Source organism: Pseudomonas khavaziana, assembly GCF_036704165.1.
Lineage (GTDB): Bacteria > Pseudomonadota > Gammaproteobacteria > Pseudomonadales > Pseudomonadaceae > Aquipseudomonas > Aquipseudomonas khavaziana.
In genome coordinates this window covers 5,941,639-5,959,929 of sequence record NZ_CP129946.1, presented here as the reverse complement: position 1 = coordinate 5,959,929, position 18,291 = coordinate 5,941,639, and the positions used below count along the sequence as shown (strand labels likewise).

The 18,291-nt window shown below is 59.4% G+C and carries 13 protein-coding genes and 1 tRNA gene; 3 read left to right on the top strand and 11 right to left on the bottom strand.

Going from position 1 to position 18,291, the window contains the following annotated elements; translation table 11 throughout:
• Nucleotides 1–24: 24 nt before the first annotated feature.
• From pqqF to rpsU, 9 genes are all read right to left on the bottom strand, one after another.
• Nucleotides 25–2,400, bottom strand: a complete 2,376-nt coding sequence (pqqF, locus tag QYQ93_RS26650) for a pyrroloquinoline quinone biosynthesis protein PqqF (RefSeq protein ID WP_338475845.1) — start codon at nt 2,398–2,400, stop codon at nt 25–27.
• 48 nt (nt 2,401–2,448) lie between these two features.
• The gene (locus tag QYQ93_RS26645; protein ID WP_043049726.1) at nt 2,449–3,243 is read right to left on the bottom strand and encodes a carbon-nitrogen hydrolase family protein; all 795 of its coding nucleotides are present in this window, start codon (nt 3,241–3,243) and stop codon (nt 2,449–2,451) included.
• 10 nt (nt 3,244–3,253) lie between these two features.
• On the bottom strand, nt 3,254–4,936 hold the full coding sequence (locus tag QYQ93_RS26640; protein ID WP_043049753.1) for a flavin monoamine oxidase family protein: 1,683 nt from the start codon (nt 4,934–4,936) through the stop codon (nt 3,254–3,256).
• A 167-nt stretch (nt 4,937–5,103) separates the two neighbouring features.
• A complete protein-coding gene (locus tag QYQ93_RS26635; protein WP_338475844.1) occupies nt 5,104–5,550 on the bottom strand; it encodes an Lrp/AsnC family transcriptional regulator in 447 nt (148 codons plus the stop codon).
• Between the two features lie 111 nt (nt 5,551–5,661).
• Nucleotides 5,662–5,738 (bottom strand) — tRNA-Ile (locus QYQ93_RS26630).
• Nucleotides 5,739–5,753: 15 nt separating this feature from the next.
• Nucleotides 5,754–9,497, bottom strand: coding sequence for an EAL domain-containing protein (locus tag QYQ93_RS26625; RefSeq protein WP_338475843.1), 3,744 nt, complete (start codon nt 9,495–9,497; stop codon nt 5,754–5,756).
• 121 nt (nt 9,498–9,618) lie between these two features.
• Nucleotides 9,619–11,469, bottom strand: a complete 1,851-nt coding sequence (rpoD, locus tag QYQ93_RS26620; RefSeq protein WP_046069802.1) for an RNA polymerase sigma factor RpoD — start codon at nt 11,467–11,469, stop codon at nt 9,619–9,621.
• A 67-nt stretch (nt 11,470–11,536) separates the two neighbouring features.
• A complete protein-coding gene (gene dnaG, locus QYQ93_RS26615; RefSeq protein ID WP_043049722.1) occupies nt 11,537–13,507 on the bottom strand; it encodes a DNA primase in 1,971 nt (656 codons plus the stop codon).
• A 443-nt stretch (nt 13,508–13,950) separates the two neighbouring features.
• On the bottom strand, nt 13,951–14,166 hold the full coding sequence (gene rpsU / locus QYQ93_RS26610; RefSeq protein WP_002551877.1) for a 30S ribosomal protein S21: 216 nt from the start codon (nt 14,164–14,166) through the stop codon (nt 13,951–13,953).
• Nucleotides 14,167–14,369: 203 nt separating this feature from the next.
• Here rpsU and tsaD point away from each other — a divergent pair, with 203 nt between their 5' ends.
• Entirely contained in the window at nt 14,370–15,395 is a 1,026-nt protein-coding gene (tsaD, locus tag QYQ93_RS26605; RefSeq protein ID WP_043049720.1) for a tRNA (adenosine(37)-N6)-threonylcarbamoyltransferase complex transferase subunit TsaD, read from the top strand.
• A 32-nt stretch (nt 15,396–15,427) separates the two neighbouring features.
• Here tsaD and plsY read toward each other — a convergent pair whose 3' ends face one another.
• Nucleotides 15,428–15,997: a glycerol-3-phosphate 1-O-acyltransferase PlsY gene (plsY, locus tag QYQ93_RS26600; RefSeq protein ID WP_043049719.1), complete on the bottom strand. Its 570-nt coding sequence runs from the start codon at nt 15,995–15,997 to the stop codon at nt 15,428–15,430.
• A gap of 74 nt (nt 15,998–16,071) precedes the next feature.
• Here plsY and folB point away from each other — a divergent pair, with 74 nt between their 5' ends.
• Together folB and folK are read left to right on the top strand one after the other, a co-directional pair.
• Nucleotides 16,072–16,425 (top strand): dihydroneopterin aldolase, encoded by a 354-nt coding sequence (folB, locus tag QYQ93_RS26595; RefSeq protein ID WP_043049718.1) that lies wholly within the window; start codon nt 16,072–16,074, stop codon nt 16,423–16,425.
• On the top strand, nt 16,416–16,934 hold the full coding sequence (gene folK, locus QYQ93_RS26590; protein ID WP_043049717.1) for a 2-amino-4-hydroxy-6-hydroxymethyldihydropteridine diphosphokinase: 519 nt from the start codon (nt 16,416–16,418) through the stop codon (nt 16,932–16,934). The genes folB and folK overlap by 10 nt, the downstream gene beginning before the upstream one ends.
• A gap of 72 nt (nt 16,935–17,006) precedes the next feature.
• Here the strand turns inward: folK and QYQ93_RS26585 are convergent, their stop codons facing one another.
• Complete coding sequence (locus QYQ93_RS26585; protein WP_338475841.1) at nt 17,007–18,239, bottom strand: multifunctional CCA addition/repair protein; 1,233 nt, start codon at nt 18,237–18,239, stop codon at nt 17,007–17,009.
• Between the last annotated feature and the right edge of the window lie 52 nt (nt 18,240–18,291).

The following is an 18,291-nucleotide window of genomic DNA, read 5'->3' as shown; positions in this document are numbered from 1 at the left end:
AGCCTGTTGCAGGGTTGGCAATGATCATTGCGCAGCTTGCCAATCATCGTTGACATGCGGCCCGTTCGCCACGCAGCGCCAGCCGCCAGCAGCGTTATTGAGCTGCTGGGCTGCGCGTTGCAAGTCCTCGCGTGTGCGGCTTTGAATCAGATGATGAAGTTGATCCAGGTATCCCGACGAATGACCCGCCCGGTGCGCGTGCCAAAGCAAGTCGGCGGCTTGGCTGACGGGCAGTGCCTGGGCTGTGAACTGCTGCGCCAGGGCCTGGTTGCCCAAGACTGGACTGCGTTCGATCAAGGACGGCAGTTGCCCCAGGAAGGTATGCAGTTGCTCGACAATCCCGTCCAGGGACGTGCTGGGCGATTGCACGCCAAACAACAGGCCGGTTTGCCCGTTGATTTGTCGGATACCACTGAACACGGCGTAGCCGATTTGCAGCTCGACTCGCAAACGCTGATAGAACGGCGCCTGGAGCACATGCCCGAGTAACCGCCATGTGGCTTCATCGACCAGCGATAGACTCGGCGTTGGGCAAAACAGCAACAAGGCGGCTTCGCTGGAGTCGGTGTTGACCTCGTGCCAGAGGTGTTGGCCGTCGATTGGCTGAGGTGTATACGGGATGTTCGCCGGCTGCCCTGGCAAATGGGCGGCTGCGATTTTGATTGCCGCTTGACTCGCGGTGGGTAGGCCAGAGCCCAGCCCCTGCCAGCGTGCGCCAGACCACGACGCTTGTGCTTCCAAGGGCTCGGGCTGCACCCCGGCGCAGCAAGCAGGCAACGCCTTGAGCAATTCACGAATGGCGATCAGCGGCACAGGTTCGGGCGGGGATAGCGGTTCATCGCACCTGTTCAGGCAACGTGCCAGTTCTTCGAGCACCGCCGGCATCGGTTCGTGAAGACCATGCATTTTCACCAGCCAATCATTGGCAATGGTTTCGCAAGACAACTCGACGCCCGCCTGGCGAGCATGTTCGCGCAACGACTGCAGCGCGGGTTCGAGCCCGGTGGGAACGCCAGCGTCAAACCGCCAGTGCAGGTACAACGCGCCTTCGTCGGTGTCATCCGCCAACGCCTGGCTGAATATCAACGCCGTTAGCTCCCTGCGACCCCGTGAGCGATCCTGGGCAAAGCTACGCAAGCCACGGTGGGCGCTGGTTTGGCCACGGATCAGGCCGGCGCGTTCTTCCTTGGCTGGCGGGCGCAGCAGGGGGTTGTTCGGTGGCAGCTGCCAGTTGTGCTCAAAGGCAGGCAGGTGCAGTGCATCGAGCATGGCCTTGAGGGCTGTGACGCCTTGCTCCGAAAGGCCTTCGCTATCGTTGCGAGCCAATGCCAGGGCGCCTTGGACCTGTTGTTGACGAGCGTTGAGCAAGGCGAACTCTTCGCGTAAGGCTGTCCAGTCGCTGCGTGCGAAAAAACTCAGCCAGTCGTACAGCAACGCTTCAATCTGCGTGGCCGATTCATTCCTGGTATCGAGGGCGAAGTCGATATCCAGCACCGCTTGGCCCGCGAAGTGATACAGCACGGACGCGTGCACTGCGGTGGCCAATTGTCGTGCTTTGAGCTGCGCGAGCAACCCGCCTGGTGCCGAAGCGTTGAGCCAGGTGCAGAGGAACTCCAGCGCTTGGCGTGGGGCGTTACAGGTGATGATCTGATGCAGGTGCTGATTGGCAATGTGTTGATAGCTGTGTGCTGGGCCGTGCATCAAGGCGGGGGGAGCGGCTTGCGGATGCAGTGGCCCCGGGGTCAGTTCGTCACTGAACTGCTGGGCCAAGGCTTGCAGGTCTGCCAGCGATTGTGGGCCGGCAAGGCTCAAGGTCATCTGCCCACTTTGATAGAAATGCCCGTGGAAGTCGCGCAGGGCGTGCTGAAAGGCGTCACTTTCCACCGGCAGGCTGTCGCGGTTGCCGGCGTGAAAACCTCGTAGCGGATGATCCGCCGCCAGTCCCTTCATCAATGCCACTTGTAGTTGAGCCTGGGCATCCTGGGACCAGGCCACAAACTCCGCCTCCAGCACTTCGCGCTCACGCCGTTGATCATCGAGTGTCAAACGTGGATGGGCCAGCATATCCGCCAAGCGTGCCAGCCCATCTGCAAAGGTCGAAACCGGCAATTCGAAGAAGAAATCAGTGGTGCGCTCACGGGTGCTGGCGTTGACCTGTCCACCGTGGCGTTGCACATAGGCCATTAGCCCTTCGCCCGCCGGAAAGCGCTCGGTACCGAGAAAGAGCAGATGCTCAAGAAAATGCGCCAGCCCCGGCCAGGCCAATGGCACGTCATGACTGCCAGCAGCCACCCGTAAAACCGCGGCGCAACGTTTCAGGCGCGGCGCATGTCGCAGGGCAACCCGCAGGCCATTGGCCAGGGTCAGGTGGATAGGGTGAGGGTGAACCGGCGCAGGCATGGGCACTTCCGAGGCATGGGAAGTGCCTATGCTAGCAAACCCACCGGGTCAGGGCTTGTGCAGTGCGCCGTAGAGTTCCGGGCGACGGTCGTGCAGGTAGTAATTGGCGGCGCGGGCGTCGAGGATCGATTGACGATCCAGCGTGCCGACAATCAATGCTTCATCCAGGCTGGCCTGGGCGATTCGCTGGCCATCCGGCGCGGCAATGCTGCTTTGCCCGCAGTACTGAATATCGCCTTCATGCCCGCAGTAATTGGCGTAGGCCACGAAACATTGGTTCTCGAAGGCTCGTGCACGCACAGTGACGTCGGCGACAAAGTCGAACGGCACCATGTTGGCAGTGGGCACCAGGATCAGTTCGGCACCGGCCATGGCCAGGCGCCGGGTGTTTTCCGGAAACTCAAGGTCATAGCAGATCAGCATGCCTACCTTCCACCCGTTCAATTCCACCACGGGGAAATCATCCGGACCGGCACTGAACATCGAGTGATCGAGGTCGCCAAACAGGTGGGTCTTGCGGTAGTTGCACAAGCGCTTGCCCTGGGCGTCGATCAACTGCACGGCGTTGTAGACCTGGCCATCTTCGGCCCGCTCCGGGTAGCCGTATAGAATCGCCAGCCCGGCACTCTGCGCCAGTTCGGCAATCGCCTGTGCCGACGGGCCATCCTGCGCCTCAGCGAGGGCACCAACGGCTTCGGCGCCGATGTTATAGCCGCTGAGAAACATCTCCGGCAGCACCAGCACATCGGCGTCGCACGCTTCATGGGCTACCTGGTGCAGGCGCTGGAGGTTGGCGGCCACATCCAGCGGCAGCGGCGGGCATTGGTACAGGGCGACACGCATGGTCAACTCCTTACTCGGCGAGGGCGATTGGCCCGATTTCATCGAACACATCACCTGGCCCCGGGTTCTCTGGGTGGGTGCTGCCACCGAAGTGGGTCATGATGCCCCAGACCGCATTGAGCGAGGTCTGTACTGCGCCTTCCACCCAGGCCGGGGTCCAGGAAACATCATCGCCGGCGATGAAGATCCCACGTTGTTCGGCGGGCATGTCCTTCTGCATGAAGTGCGCATACATGCGCTGGTTGTAGCGATAGTGACCGGGCAGGGCGCCTTTGAACGCGCCGAGGAAATGCGGGTCGGCTTCCCAGGATACGGTAATCGGGTCGCCGATGATGCGCGCCTTGATATCGACTTTCGGGTAGATCTTATTCAGCGCGTCGAGGGCCAGCTTGACGCGCTTATCGATAGGCTGGGGCAGCATTTTCAGCGCATCGCTCATCCAAGAGTAGGACAGGCAGATCACGCCCGGCTTGTCGTCACCGTTATCGAACAGATAGGTGCCGCGGGTCAGGCGATCGGTGAGGGTCATGCTCATCAGGTCGCGACCGGTCTGCGGGTCTTTGTCTTTCCAGAATGGGCGGTCGACCATCACAAAGGTTTTCGATGACTGCATGTAGCGCGTGCGGTCCAGGGCCATCCACATTTTTTGCGAGAACAGGGTTTCGTCGCATTCGATCTGGGTGGTCAGCAGCCAGCTCTGGCAGGTGGTTAATACCGCGGCATATTCACGGGTGTCGCCGTAGTTGTCGGTGACAGCGAAACGGCCGTCGGCGGCGTGGGCAATGCGTTTCACGCCTGCCCGTGGTGCGCCTCTATGCAGCGAGCTGAGGCTGGTGCCGGCGGGCCAGTGGGCGCAGCGTTCCGGCACGTGGCGCCAGATGCCCATGGGCACTTGCGCCACGCCGCCGACGACCAGGTGTTGATGGTCATCGCAATTGGTCATCACCACACGGAAGATTTCCAGCATGGAGTTGGGGAAGTCCGAGTCCCAGCCACCCGTGCCGAAACCGACCTGGCCAAACACCTCGCGATGATGGAACGACAATTTGGCGAAGGCCTTGGAGGTAGCAACGAAATCGTAGAAGGTACGGTCATCCCACAGCGGCACCAGCTTGTTCCACAGAGCCTTGAGGCGTGGTACATCGCGGTCGCGGATCGCCTGCTGGATATCACCGAACTGCGAGCCGGCTTCCAGGGCATCGGCCCAGGCATCGGCCACTTCCTGGAACAGAGCCGGCAAATCCGAGAGTTTTTGTGCGTAGTGGGTCTGGCCTTCCAGATCGATCACGGTACTGCCGGACGCCGGGGTCAGTGGATTGGGGAAGGGTTTGGTCTCCAGGCCCAGCTTGTCCACGTAATGGTAGAACGCGGTGGACGACACCGGAAAACGCATGCCACCCAGCTCGGCGATGATGCCCTCGGCGCCTTCAAACGCCTGGGAGCGTAAACGCCCACCCATCTTCGAGGCTTCATACACCACCGGCTTGAGGCCCAGCTTCATCAGCTCGTAGGCTGCAACCAGGCCAGCGATACCGGCCCCCACGATCGCCACCTCGGCGCCATGGTGGGCGGCGGGAATACTGCCCAGCCCGGCGGGGTGTTCGATCCAGTCATCAAAGGCAAACGGGAAATCCGGACCAAAAATGGTGATGGGTTTCTTGCCGTCTGCGGGGTGGCGATTGGTCTTGCTGATGGTGCTGGACGGAATGCTCATGGCTGACCTTACTGACGGCTCGGCGGGATATGGCCCGTTGAGTATAGGAAAAGATGGCAGCCAGTTTAGGGAGCGTTGCGCTCGTTAATAAGACGCAATGTGTCGTCGGATTGCACTGATTTTTGTCAATCTGACGAAGCCAGTGGTCAGATTGCTTGTCCGCGATCCAGTTTGTTGCTGAGGATGATCGAGGTGGTGGTTTTTTCCACACCGTCGACAGTACCGATCTGGTCGAGCAACTGGTCCAACTGCTCCGGCGAATCGGTGCGCAGCCAGGCCACATAATCGAACTCGCCACTCACCGCGCACAACTGCTGTACTTGCGCCATGGCACTCAGCCTGCGCAGCACCTCTTTGCCGGAACGCGGTTGTACGGTAATCCCCACATAAGCCTGTAACCCCCCATCTGCAACGCGTTGGCCCAGGCGCACGCCGTAACCGGTGATCACCTGGGTTTTCTCCAGGCGTGCCAGGCGCGACGTCACCGTGGTGCGCGCAATGCCCAACTGCCGGGCGAGCATGGCCACGCTTTCGCGAGCGTTGAGCTGCAAGGCGGCGATGAGCTGGCGGTCGATTTCGTCTAGGGGGGACAAGGGGAGGCTCCAGTGCGGACGGCAATGAGCAAGCATGGTACAGGCTTGGTCCGGCTGAAAGAACTGCTACGCCAGACACGCAAAAGCCGCGCAATGCGCGGCTTTCTTGTTTGGTGGGCCCAGTAGGACTCGAACCTACGACCAAGGGATTATGAGTCCCCTGCTCTAACCAACTGAGCTATAGGCCCTCAGTAGGCCGCGGATTATAACGATGGTTTCTTCAGTGTGCCATCCGAAAAATCCTCCTGCCTTGTACGAAGGAAGTTTGCGGCAAAAAGCGCCGGTGGCAGGGGCAGGCTGACGATGTAGCCTTGCATCTGTTCGCACCCTTCTGCGGCGAGGAAGGCTTGCTGTGCGGTGTTCTCCACACCTTCGGCGATGATGGTGAATTGCATGCTGTGGCCGAGGGCGATGATGGCGCGCACGATGGCGACGTCGTGGGGGTCATCGGGCAGGCCGCGGACGAAGGATTGGTCGATCTTGAGGAAGTCCAGGGGCAGGCGCTTGAGGTAGCTGAGGGAAGAATAACCGGTGCCGAAATCGTCGATTGCCAATTGGACACCCAGGCGCTTGAGTTGGTGCAGCACCCCCAGGGCTTCTTCGGCCTGGCTCATGATGAAGTTTTCGGTGATCTCCAGCTGCAGGCAGCCGGGTTCCAGGCGGTAATCGCGCAGCAACTGTTCGATGCGTGACAGCAGCTTGGGGTGCCGCAATTGAGCGCCAGCAAGATTGACCGACAGTGGACCGAAATCGTCGAAAGCCTGTTGCCATACATGCAGCTGGCGGCAGGCCTGTTCCAGTACCCAGTCGCCAATCTGCAGGATCATGCCGTTCTCTTCGGCCAGGGCAATGAAGTGTTCAGGCGGGACTTCGCCCAAGGTCGGGTGGTGCCAGCGTATCAACGCTTCGGCGCCGATCAGTTCCTGGGTCACCAGGCTGCGCTTGGGTTGGTAATACAGGCTCAATTCGTCACGTTCGATGGCGCGACGCAGCTCGTGTTCCAGCGCTACGCGTTCATTGGCCTGGGCGGTCAGGTCGCGGGTGTAGTGTTCGACCCGGTTGCGGCCCTTGGCTTTGGAGCGGTACATCGCGGCATCGGCGTTTTTGACCAGGGTGGCGACGTCGGTGCCGTCCTGTGGATACAGGCTGGTGCCGATACTGGCGCTGATAAAGAACTCGTGCTCTGCGGCCTGGAACGGCGGTGTAAAGCAATCGAGCAGTTTATTCGCAAGGTGCTGGGCATCGCTGGCCTGTTGCAAACCGGGAAGCAGGATGATGAATTCATCGCCACCCAGGCGGGCCACGGTGTCCACGTCCCGCAGTTGCTCCTTGAGGCGTACGGCGATGTCTTTGAGCAGCAGGTCGCCTATCGGGTGGCCTAGGCTGTCATTGATGTGTTTGAAGCGGTCCAGGTCGAGAAACAACACCGCTCCCTGTTTGCCGCTTTCCTGTTGGCCGTTGAGGGCGGCCTGCAACCGACTCTCGAACAGGGTGCGGTTGGGCAGGCCGGTCAGCGGATCATGGTGGGCCTGATAATCCAGGCGCGCCTGGGCCAGCTTGAGGCTGGAAATGTCAGCAAACACGGCCACGAAATGTGTGATCAATTGGTCGTGGTTACGCACGGCGCTGATGGTCAGCCAACTTGGGTACACCTCGCCGTTTTTGCGGCGGTTGGAGATCTCACCTTGCCAGTGGCCATGGGCCGTCAGTTGGTGCCACATGGCCGCATAGAAAGCGCTGTCATGCAGGCCGGAGGCGAGCAGGCGCGGGGTATGGCCGAGGGCTTCGGCCTCGCTGTAGCCGGTAATCTCACTGAAGGCGCGATTGACGGCGCTGATGTTCTGGCGGGTGTCGGTGATCAACACGCCTTCGGCGGTGCTTTCGAAGACCGTGGCGGCTTGTTGCAATTTTTCCTGCATTAACTGGCGTTCGGTGATGTCCCGGGCGATGGTCAGCATGCAATCGTCGTCGCCGATCGGTAGAGGGCGGCTGGACACCTCGCAGAGACGAATCTGGCCGTCGGCGCGACGAATACGGCAAATGAAATCGCGGACAAAGCCGTCGCGTCGCATTAACTCCAGCAGCTGTTTACGTTCGTTGAGGTCGACCCAGATACCCAGGTCCAAAGTTGACTGATCAAGTGAAGTGGCGCTGGTGAAGCCGGTCAGGTGGCTGAAACCTTCGTTTACCTCAATCAGCAGTCCATCGCTCTGGCGGCTCAGCAGCAGGCCATCAGGGGAGGCATGGAACGCCTTGGCAAATTTCTCTTCGGAGGTTTGCAGCCGCTGTTGGGTTTCCTTGAGTTGAGTGATGTCGCGCACCACCACTACCAGCGCTTCGGTGGTATCGAGTTGGAAGGGCTCAGCCGAGATCAGCCCGGTAAATGCCTGGCCGTTGCTGCGGTGAAATTGCATTTCCAGATTGCGGATACTGGTGGTCTGCACCCGGTGCAGCAAGTCCGGTTCTACCCCTTGAATGCCCCATATATTCAGTTCCGTAGCGGTTTTGCCTATGACCTCGTTGGCGCTCAGGCCAATCTGGTCCTCGAATGCCTTATTGACCTCCAGCAAGCAGCCATCGGACAGCCGCGCAATCACCAGGATGTCCGGACATTGCTGAAACACTGAGGCAAACTTCTGCTCGGACAGTTGCAGGGCTTCCTCGGTGCGTTTGGCTTCACTGATGTCGATCATCAAGCCACGTAGCACTGGCTCATGGCCATGTTCGATCAGGCTGACGATATCGCGAACCCACAGGCAGCGGCCATCAGCGGTAATCACTCGGTAGTCGACGCTATGATCGCGGTTGGCACGGGTTTCCCTGTAGCAATACGCCTCGGCTCGGGTCAGGTCGGCGGGATGGATAATATTGCGCCAGAATCCAGGAATCAGCCAATGGGCGCGGGGATAGCCGAGCAGGTCTTCGGCATGGGGTGACACATAGCTGTAGGTGAAATCGCTGATGCTCGCTTCCCAGGCAATGGCAGACAAGCTTTCCACCAGGCCACGATAGTGGTATTCGCTGCTACGCAGTTCTTGCTCAAGGGCGACCCGACGGGAGATTTCCGAGCTGAGCCGGCGGTTGATCCGAATCACTACTGCCAACACGGTGCTCAGTAGCAATACCGCTGGCAGACCGTACGTCAGCAGGTCTGCCCAGAGTGTGCGGTGATCCGTGAAGCTGCCGACCCAGTGTTGCTGGATCGCATCGGTTTCGGCCGGGCTTAGGTCGGCGAGGACTTTGTCCAGGATGCCCACCAGTATTTTTTCATCCCGCGGGACGCCCATCGCCAGTTGGTAGCGGTAGGGCGTTTCACCACTGACGTACAAACCATCGAGTTTGAGTTGGCGCAGGCTCCAGACACTGGAGGCCAGGTCGCCGACTACCGCATCCACTTCATCGGTGGCCAGGGCTTGCAGCGTCGAGCTGACGTTGGGCATTGCGACGAGATTCAGGTCCGGATGATGGGTACGCAGCAACTCATGGGGCGCGTAGTTTTCCACTACGGCAATTTTCAGTCCGTACAAATCCTTGAGGTTGCGTGGTTTCGCGCCACCTTCATGGGCAAGGATGACAATGGGAAAGTCCAGGTAGGGACGTGTGAAGGCCAGGAAGCTTTGGCGCTCCGGGGTGGACATGATGCCCGGTAGCAGGTCGAGCTGGTTGCTTTGGGCTTGTTCAAGCACTGCGGTCCAGTTGGCTGGCTCGACCAGCTTGATCCGCACGCCCAGGCGGTCCTGGATCAGGCGTACATAATCAGCGGCCAGGCCCTGGTAACGGCTGTTTTCATCACGGTACTCGAAGGGGGGCCAGGACGCGTCCACGCCAAGGCGCAGCTCCTGATGGTCCGTCAACCAGCTACGCTCATCATCCGTAAGAGTCAACGCGCCAGCCGTTGCGGTCCAGGTCAGCAGCGACAGTAGTAACACGGTCGGCAATCTGGGCATAACGGTCTCGTTATGGCACGGGGAATGATTCGAGTGTAGACGGGCATTTCAGAGGAGGGGCGTTGCAAAGAATTTTATCTATGCAAAACAAAACCCCCGGCCTGGGCCGGGGGTTCTGGTATCACTCGTCGAGGAAGGAGCGCAGATGCTCGCTTCGCGTCGGGTGGCGCAACTTGCGCAGCGCCTTGGCTTCGATCTGACGAATCCGCTCGCGGGTCACGTCAAACTGCTTACCGACTTCCTCAAGGGTGTGGTCGGTATTCATGTCGATGCCGAAACGCATGCGCAGTACCTTGGCTTCACGGGCAGTGAGGCCGGACAGTACGTCGCGGGTCGCCTCTTTCAAGCTCTCAACGGTGGCAACATCGATTGGCGACTGCATGGTCGAGTCCTCGATGAAGTCACCCAGGTGGGAGTCTTCGTCATCACCAATCGGCGTTTCCATGGAGATCGGCTCTTTAGCGATCTTCAATACCTTGCGGATTTTATCCTCAGGCATTTCCATGCGTTCGCCCAGCTCTTCCGGGGTCGGTTCGCGACCCATTTCCTGCAACATCTGCCGGGAAATACGGTTGAGCTTGTTGATGGTCTCGATCATGTGCACCGGGATACGGATGGTGCGGGCCTGGTCGGCGATCGAGCGAGTGATCGCCTGACGGATCCACCAGGTGGCATAAGTCGAGAACTTGTAGCCGCGACGGTATTCGAACTTGTCCACTGCCTTCATCAGGCCGATGTTGCCTTCCTGGATCAGATCGAGGAACTGCAGGCCACGGTTGGTGTACTTCTTGGCAATGGAGATCACCAGACGCAAGTTCGCTTCAACCATCTCTTTCTTCGCGCGGCGGGCCTTGGCCTCACCGATCGACATGCGACGGTTGATGTCCTTGATCTCGGCAATCGTCAGACCGGTTTCGGTCTGCAACGCGATCAGCTTCTGCTGGCAGCGGATGATATCCGGCTGCAGGCGACCGATGGCTTCGGCGTATTTCGCCTTGCCCTTGGCCAGTGCGTCGGTCCAGCTTTCGTCAACTTCGTTGCCCGGGAACTGGCGCAGGAAATCAGTACGCGGCATACGCGCATCACGCACACAGAGCTGCATGATTGCACGCTCTTGGGCGCGCAAACGCTCAAGGGCACTGCGAACGCGCTCAACCAGGCCTTCGAACTGCTTGGGCACCAGCTTGATCGGCATGAACAGCTCAGCCAGGGCTACCAGCTCGGCGATTGCCTGCTTGTTGCCACGACCGTGCTTCTTCAAAGCCTTGCGGGTGATTTCCATTTGATCGGAAACCGCACCAAAACGCTGGGCCGCGACAACAGGATCCGGGCCGCTTTCGACTTCATCTTCGTCGTCGCTGCTGGCTTCAGCCTCATCGTCGTCGGTGTCGTCGTCTGCTTTAGGGGCTTTCGGGTCGACAGGCGGCGGTACTTCGGCAGCAGGCGGCGCAATGCCGTCGTCCGGGTCGATATAACCGCTCAGGACGTCGGACAGGCGGCCACCTTCGGTGGTGACGCGAGTGTACTCGGAGAGAATGTGGTCAACCGTGCCAGGGAAGTGCGCGATTGCGCCCATCACTTCACGGATGCCCTCTTCGATACGCTTGGCGATTTCGATTTCGCCTTCGCGTGTCAGCAGCTCGACGGTACCCATTTCACGCATATACATGCGTACAGGGTCCGTCGTGCGGCCGATATCGGTCTCTACTGCAGCCAGCGCGGCAGCAGCTTCCTCAGCGGCGGCCTCGTCGGTATCAGCGTCGGCCAGCATAAGGGAGTCCTTATCTGGCGCGACTTCGAATACGTTGATCCCCATGTCGTTAATCATGCGGATGATGTCTTCCACCTGCTCTGGATCTGAAATATCCTCAGGCAGGTGGTCGTTGACCTCCGCGTAAGTCAGGTAACCCTGCTCACGACCTAGTGTGATCAACTCTTTGATACGAGACTGCTGTTGCGCTTTTCCGGACATAACACCCTATCCACTGAAGGTCTTGGCGGGCAAAAAACAAGCCGAGGATTATACCCGAGCTATGACCTCACACGCCAGCTGAGGTCGGGTTTGATGCGGAAACATTCTGTTTTAAGAGGTCACGCATCTGTTTTGCTATCTGAATTTGCTCTTCAGCCGACAATCCCGGCTGCCTGGCTCTCTTGATGAGTTCATCTAGGGTCTGCGTATGTTGACCCGTAGATAACCTATTAATGGTGTCTAAAAACTGTTGTTCAAGGTTATCGCCGTCAATTAGCCACTCCTTTTCCGCCAGGGCTTTCAATAAACGGCCTTGTTCCGTGCCGTGCCAACGAGCCATCAGCTGAATTGAGTTTAGCTTAGGATTTTTTTGCACCGCCTCTATCAAGGCAATAAGCACCTGGGCATAGGTATTGCTCTCGTTGGCAAAATGGTCGGCGCTTTCAACCTTGCCCGCCAATTGCGGGTGGTGAATCAATGTACGCAGCGCAATAAGTGTCGGGGCTTCTACCGCCACCGGCGTGCGTGGAGCGTAGGCTTCATCGCGATCACCGCGCTTGCCGTTTTTGCTCCAGGGTTTCTTGTCCCATTTTTTGCCGCCTGCGCCGGGTTTCTTCGACGTCCACTCCTGCTGGGGCGCAAAGGCCTCCTGGGGTTGGTGGAAGTCGGCATAGTCCGGCATGGCGTCGTAATCCATGCCGGGGTCGTAGGCCGGCGGCGCATCCTGTGGTGCGCTGTGCACCAGCTGACTTACGGCTTCGCCGCTCAGGCCGGTGATTTCCAGCAGGCGCTGACGCATCAGGGTGCGCAAGTTGGCGCCCGGGACCTTGTCGATCAGCGGCGCGGCGAGGGTGGCCATATGGGCCTTGCCTTCGAGGGAGCGCGGGTCGGCTTCTTCGGTCAGTTGTTGGAAAAAATAATCTGCCAGTGGTTGCGCATGTTGATTGATGCGCGCACGGAACGCGTCGGTGCCTTCCGAGCGCACCAGTGTATCCGGGTCCTCGCCTTCGGGCAGGAACAGGAAGCGTGCGCGGCGCCCGTCCTGCAGGCTCGACAGCGTGGCCTCCAGCGCTCGCCAGGCGGCGTTGCGGCCGGCCTGGTCGCCGTCGAAGCAGAACAGCACGCTGGGCACCACGCGAAACAGGCGCTTCAAGTGTTCTTCGCTGGTGGCGGTGCCGAGGGTTGCCACTGCGTTGCGCAGGCCTTGCTGGGCCAGGGCGATCACGTCCATGTAGCCTTCAACCACGATGATCTCGTCGAGGTTGCGGTTGTTCTTGCGCGCTTCGAACAGGCCGTAGAGTTCCTGGCCCTTGTGGAACACCGGGGTCTCCGGGGAGTTCAGGTACTTGGGCTTATCGTCCCCGAGCACACGGCCACCAAAGGCGATGATACGGCCACGGCTGTCGCGGATCGGGAACATCACGCGGTCGCGAAAGCGATCGTAGCGCTTGCCGGTTTCGGCGTTCTCCACCAACAAGCCGGCATCGATCATGGCTTTTTGCTGGAGGGTATCGCTGCTCAGGTGCTTGTATAGATTGTCCCAGCCCGGCGGGGCGAACCCCAGGCCGAAGTCGCGGGCGATTTCACCGGTAAGGCCGCGGCTCTTGAGGTAGTCGACGGCGGCCTTGCGCTGCGGATGGCTCTTGAGCGCCTGACGATAAAAATCAGCAGCGGCCGTCAACAGCGGATAGAGCGGCGAGTCGGTGGGCTGCCTGGGTTTGTGCGGGCGGCCGCTTTCTTCGCGGGGGATTTCCATGCCGGCGGCTTTGGCCAGGTCCTCGACGGCCTGGGGGAAATCCAGGTTGTCATGGTCCATCAGGAAGCCAAGGGCGTTACCGCCGGCGCCGCAACCGAAGCAGTAATAGAACTGCTTGTCGGGGCTGACGCTGAACGATGGGGTTTTTTCTTTATGGAACGGGCAGCAGGCAGTGTAGTTTTTGCCGGCTTTTTTCAGTTGTACGCGTGAGCTGACAACATCGACGATGTCGGTGCGGTTCAGAAGGTCGTCAATAAAGCTCTGGGGAATCAGCCCGGCCATGGCGTTCTCGTCATCACTGCGTGTAAATGAGGGCCCGTGAAGTGTTCAAGCGCACGTATCGAGTGCTCGATCATCATTGTCTGCATGGGTTGTCAGGAAGTGTATCTGCCGAGCATTCACTGACGATAGTTTCTGATCAGTTTTCGGCATGGAAATGTTGCCCGGGCGTCCGGTCCTGGCCGATGAAAGGCCTCGGAAACGCATCGATGGGCACAGCCGACACATTTGATCGCCTGCTTGAAGAATAGGTGTGCTCGTCAGTAGCCTTGTTAGGCTCGTCAGAAGAGACGCGCACTGCTGGCAAAAGAGCCAGCCCTGACGTTTGAAGCAGTGTCTCGGTCGCATGTGCGGCGTCGACGGTGAAGCATCAAGCGATATCCGCAAATGCCAACAGCCCGGCTGAGGGCCGGGCTTGGCAGAAGCTTGCTACGAACGTCTGTGTATTAGTACAGACGAACGGCGCGGCGCTGTTCGCGCTGAACTTTCTTGGCGTGACGCTTAACAGCGGCTGCTGCTTTACGCTTACGCTCAGAAGTTGGCTTCTCATAAAATTCGCGGCTACGAACTTCAGCCAGAACACCGGCTTTTTCGCAGGAGCGCTTGAAACGACGCAGAGCTACGTCGAAGGGTTCGTTCTCTTTTACTTTGACGGCTGGCATCCAGAGCTACCTTCTTTCATTACCGGGAATCAACGTTCTCGTCGCAAAAAATTCGCGGCTGAGGTCGTCGGTTTTTAAGGGTTGCGGATGTTAACCCCTCATTGCCCGGAATGCAAAGCCTCTGATCGAAAACCGCTAGTCGGGAGGGGGAGCGGGGACTATCATGCGCGCCTTCGAATTCAGCCTCTACAAGGCGCAAACCCATGCTAGTACTGGGACTTGAAACCTCCTGCGACGAAACCGGCGTCGCCCTATACGACAGTGAACGCGGGCTTTTGGCCGACGCGCTGTTCAGTCAGATCGACCTGCACCGCGCCTATGGTGGCGTGGTGCCGGAGCTTGCCAGCCGTGATCACGTCAAGCGCATGCTGCCGTTGATTCGCCAGGTGCTGGACGAGGCCGATTGTGTGGCGACCGAGATCGATGCCATCGCCTACACCGCGGGCCCTGGATTGGTCGGAGCCCTTCTGGTTGGGGCCTCTTGTGCCCAGGCGCTGGCTTTTGCCTGGGGCATTCCGGCTCTTGGCGTGCACCATATGGAAGGCCATTTACTGGCGCCCATGCTGGAAGAAACACCACCGCAGTTCCCGTTCGTCGCTTTGTTGGTTTCGGGCGGCCATACGCAGCTGGTTCAGGTCGATGGTATCGGCCAATACACCTTGCTGGGTGAGTCCCTGGACGACGCTGCCGGCGAAGCTTTCGATAAAACTGCGAAGATGATGGGGCTCAATTATCCAGGTGGCCCGGAAATCGCCCGTCTTGCCGAGAAAGGCGTGGCGGGTCGCTATATTTTCCCGCGGCCGATGTGTGATCGGCCCGGCCTGATGTTCAGTTTCAGTGGGTTGAAAACCTCTGCATTGAACACATGGCAGCAGAGCGTCAGTGCCGGGGACGACGGTCAGCAAGCCCGTTGCGACATCGCGCTGGCATTCCAGCAGGCCGTGGTGGAGACTTTGACCATCAAGTGCAAGCGCGCCTTGAAGCAGGCGGGTATGAAGCGACTGGTGATTGCCGGTGGCGTCAGTGCCAACAAGGCGCTGCGGGCGTCCTTGGAAAAAATGCTTGGTGACATGAATGGCCATGTGTTCTATGCACGTCCGGAGTTCTGCACCGATAACGGCGCCATGATCGCCTATGCCGGTTGCCAGCGCCTGCAGGCCGGGCAGCATGAGAGTCTGGCGATCAGCGTGCAGGCGCGCTGGCCGATGGAGCAACTGCCGCCATTGTAAGGCTCTACCTGAACCTGGTTCATCTGGGGTAATTAAAAATGCCGTTCGCGACCGGCAAACAGGTCGCGTAGATTGCCGCGGTGACGCCAGACGATCAGCAGTGTCAGCACACTCATCGGCAGCAAGGCTTCCGGTGCCTGCCAGGCCAACAGCGGCAGGGTCAGCGGTGTAGCGATCAGCGCGGCCAGCGAGCTGGTTCGGGTCAGGTAGAAGGTCAGCAGCCAGGCGAGCATGGCCAGTAACGCTGCCGGTGGGTAGATGCCCAGCAGCATCCCGGCTGCCGTAGCAACACCTTTACCGCCGCGAAAGCGGAAGTACAGTGGGAACAGGTGGCCCAGGACGGCGCATACGCCCACCCAGGCCTGCTGTTGCAAGGTCAGGCCGAGGACGCTCGCGATCAGCACGGGCAACAAGCCCTTGCACACGTCGCCCAGCAGGGTAAGGATGGCGAGCTTCTTGCCGGCCAGGCGCAACATATTGGTGGCACCGGCATTGCCCGAGCCACTCATTCGCGGGTCGGGATTTCCCGTCAGGCGGCTGAGCAAAATGGCGAAGGACAGCGAGCCGAGCAGGTAGGCGAGAATCGCCAGTGACCAAAACATGCTAACTATTCCGGGCGAGGACGCCCTGATTCTAACGGGGCATCGCGCCCTTGTCGTGCTGCGGAGAAGAGTACTTGGACAGAGTGTTTATCGAAGGCCTGGAAGTCGACACCGTGATCGGGGCCTACGACTGGGAGCGCGGGATCCGGCAATGCCTGCGCCTGGACCTGAACTTCGCCTGGGATAATCGCCCGGCCGCCGCTGGTGATGACCTGACCCTGGCGCTGGATTACGCCAGTGTTTCCTCCCGTATCCAGGCTTTTGCCGAGCAGTCCCAGTATCAGTTGGTAGAAACCTTCGCCGAGCGCCTCGCCGAAGTGCTGATGAGCGAATTCCAGATTCCCTGGCTGCACCTCAAATTGACCAAGCCGGGCGCCGTGCCGGCTGCCAAGGGCGTGGGCGTGGAGATCGAGCGCGGATGTCTTTGACTCGGATTTACCTTGGGCTTGGCAGCAATATCGAGCGCGAAAGCCGTCTGAGCGCCGGCCTGGATGCCCTGGCGGGTTTCTTGACGGACATGCGCTGTTCGCCAGTGTTCGAAAGCCAGCCAGTGGGGATCAAGAGTGGGCCTTTTTTCAATCTGGTGGTGTCGGCTTATACCGACTTGCCGTTGATGGAGCTGGATCGCCGGCTGAAATTCATCGAGGCCGATAACGGTCGCTATGCGCCTGATCGCAAAGGCCTGCCGCTGGACATCGATGTGTTGCTGTATGGCGATTTGGTGGGAAATTTCGATGGGTTGATCCTGCCGCGGGCAGAAATCCTGAGAAATGCTTTCGTGTTGTGGCCGTTGTCGATGATGGCGCCCGATCGTGTGCACCCTGAGGCCGGCAAGACAATGGCCGAGCTGTGGCGCGATGCTCAGATCGACCAGGTGCTGGCGCCTGTCGGCTTTAAGTGGCAAGGCCGACAACTGACACCGCCAGCTCTCTTGTAGGGGTCGAGCTTGCTCGCGAAAAACCTGAGGGCGCTGCCTTATCGTTGACGTTTTTCGCGAGCAAGCTCGCTCCTACAAAGGCTTGTGTTGTTCCTTGTAGGCTTTCAGCACGGTCAGCCGTTCGCGCTTGAGTGCCGCTCCCAGCTCTGGGCCTTTGAAACCTTTTTCCAGCAATGGTGCAACCGGTACTTCGCGTGCAACCTTTGCCGCGCCGCGCAAATAATCTGCCTGTGGATAAATGCGTTGTTCAAAGCCTTTGCGGCCCCGGGCATCCATTTCGCAGGCTACTACAAACTCTTCGAAGCGCTGCGGCCGCCGGTACAGGTCAAAACTCTGCAGTAATTCCAGTAATGTCGAGGCTTTGAGTTCCAGTGCGCGATGACCGTGGGTATGAAATTCGCCCACCAGCAATGCCAATTCCTGGCAATCCCTGGGCACCTTGAAGCGCTCATTCACCGCCTTGATCAGCTTTAAGCCGCGGTGTTCGTGGGCAATATGCTGCGGCAACTTATCCACAGGCGTCAGGCCTTTGCCCAAATCGTGCAGCAGGCAGGCCCAGCGTACTGTCAGTGGTTGTTTGTGCAAAGCGGCTTGTTCCAGCACGCTCAAAGTGTGAACGCCGGTATCGATTTCCGGATGATGCGCCTCGGGTTGGGGCACACCAAACAGTGCGTTTACCTCCGGTATCAGGGTCTTCAGCGCATCGCAGTCGCGTAGTACCTGAATAAATACCTGGGGTTGATCTTCCATCAGTGCTCGTGAGATTTCTTTCCAGCTGCGCTCGGGGGTAAGGGCCTCGAGTTCGCCGGAATCACTGAGCTGACGCATCAATTCCAGCGTCTCAGGTGCGACCTTGAAGCCTAGGTGTGCATAACGTGCGGCAAAGCGGGCAACACGCAGCACTCGGAGTGGATCCTCAGCGAATGCGGGAGAAACATGACGCAAGATGCGCGCTTCAAGATCGCGTTGGCCGTGATAAGGATCGGTCAGGTTGCCATCGTCATCTTCCGCCATGGCATTGATCGTCAGGTCACGCCGGATCAGGTCCTCTTCCAGCGTAACGTCGGGGCTAGCGTGAAACACAAAGCCACCGTAACCCCGGCCGCTCTTGCGTTCGGTGCGGGCGAGGGCGTATTCGTCACCGTTTTTTGGGTCGAGGAATACCGGGAAATCGGCGCCCACTGGCTTATAGCCTTTGGCGAGCATTTCCTCGGTGGTTGTGCCGACGACGACGCGGTCGATATCGGTGACCTTGATGCCCAGAAGGCGATCACGCACGGCGCCGCCGACTTTGTAGATTTTCATGAAAAAGCCTCCATTAGCGCCACAGGATAACGCCTGTGCCTGGCCAATGGAG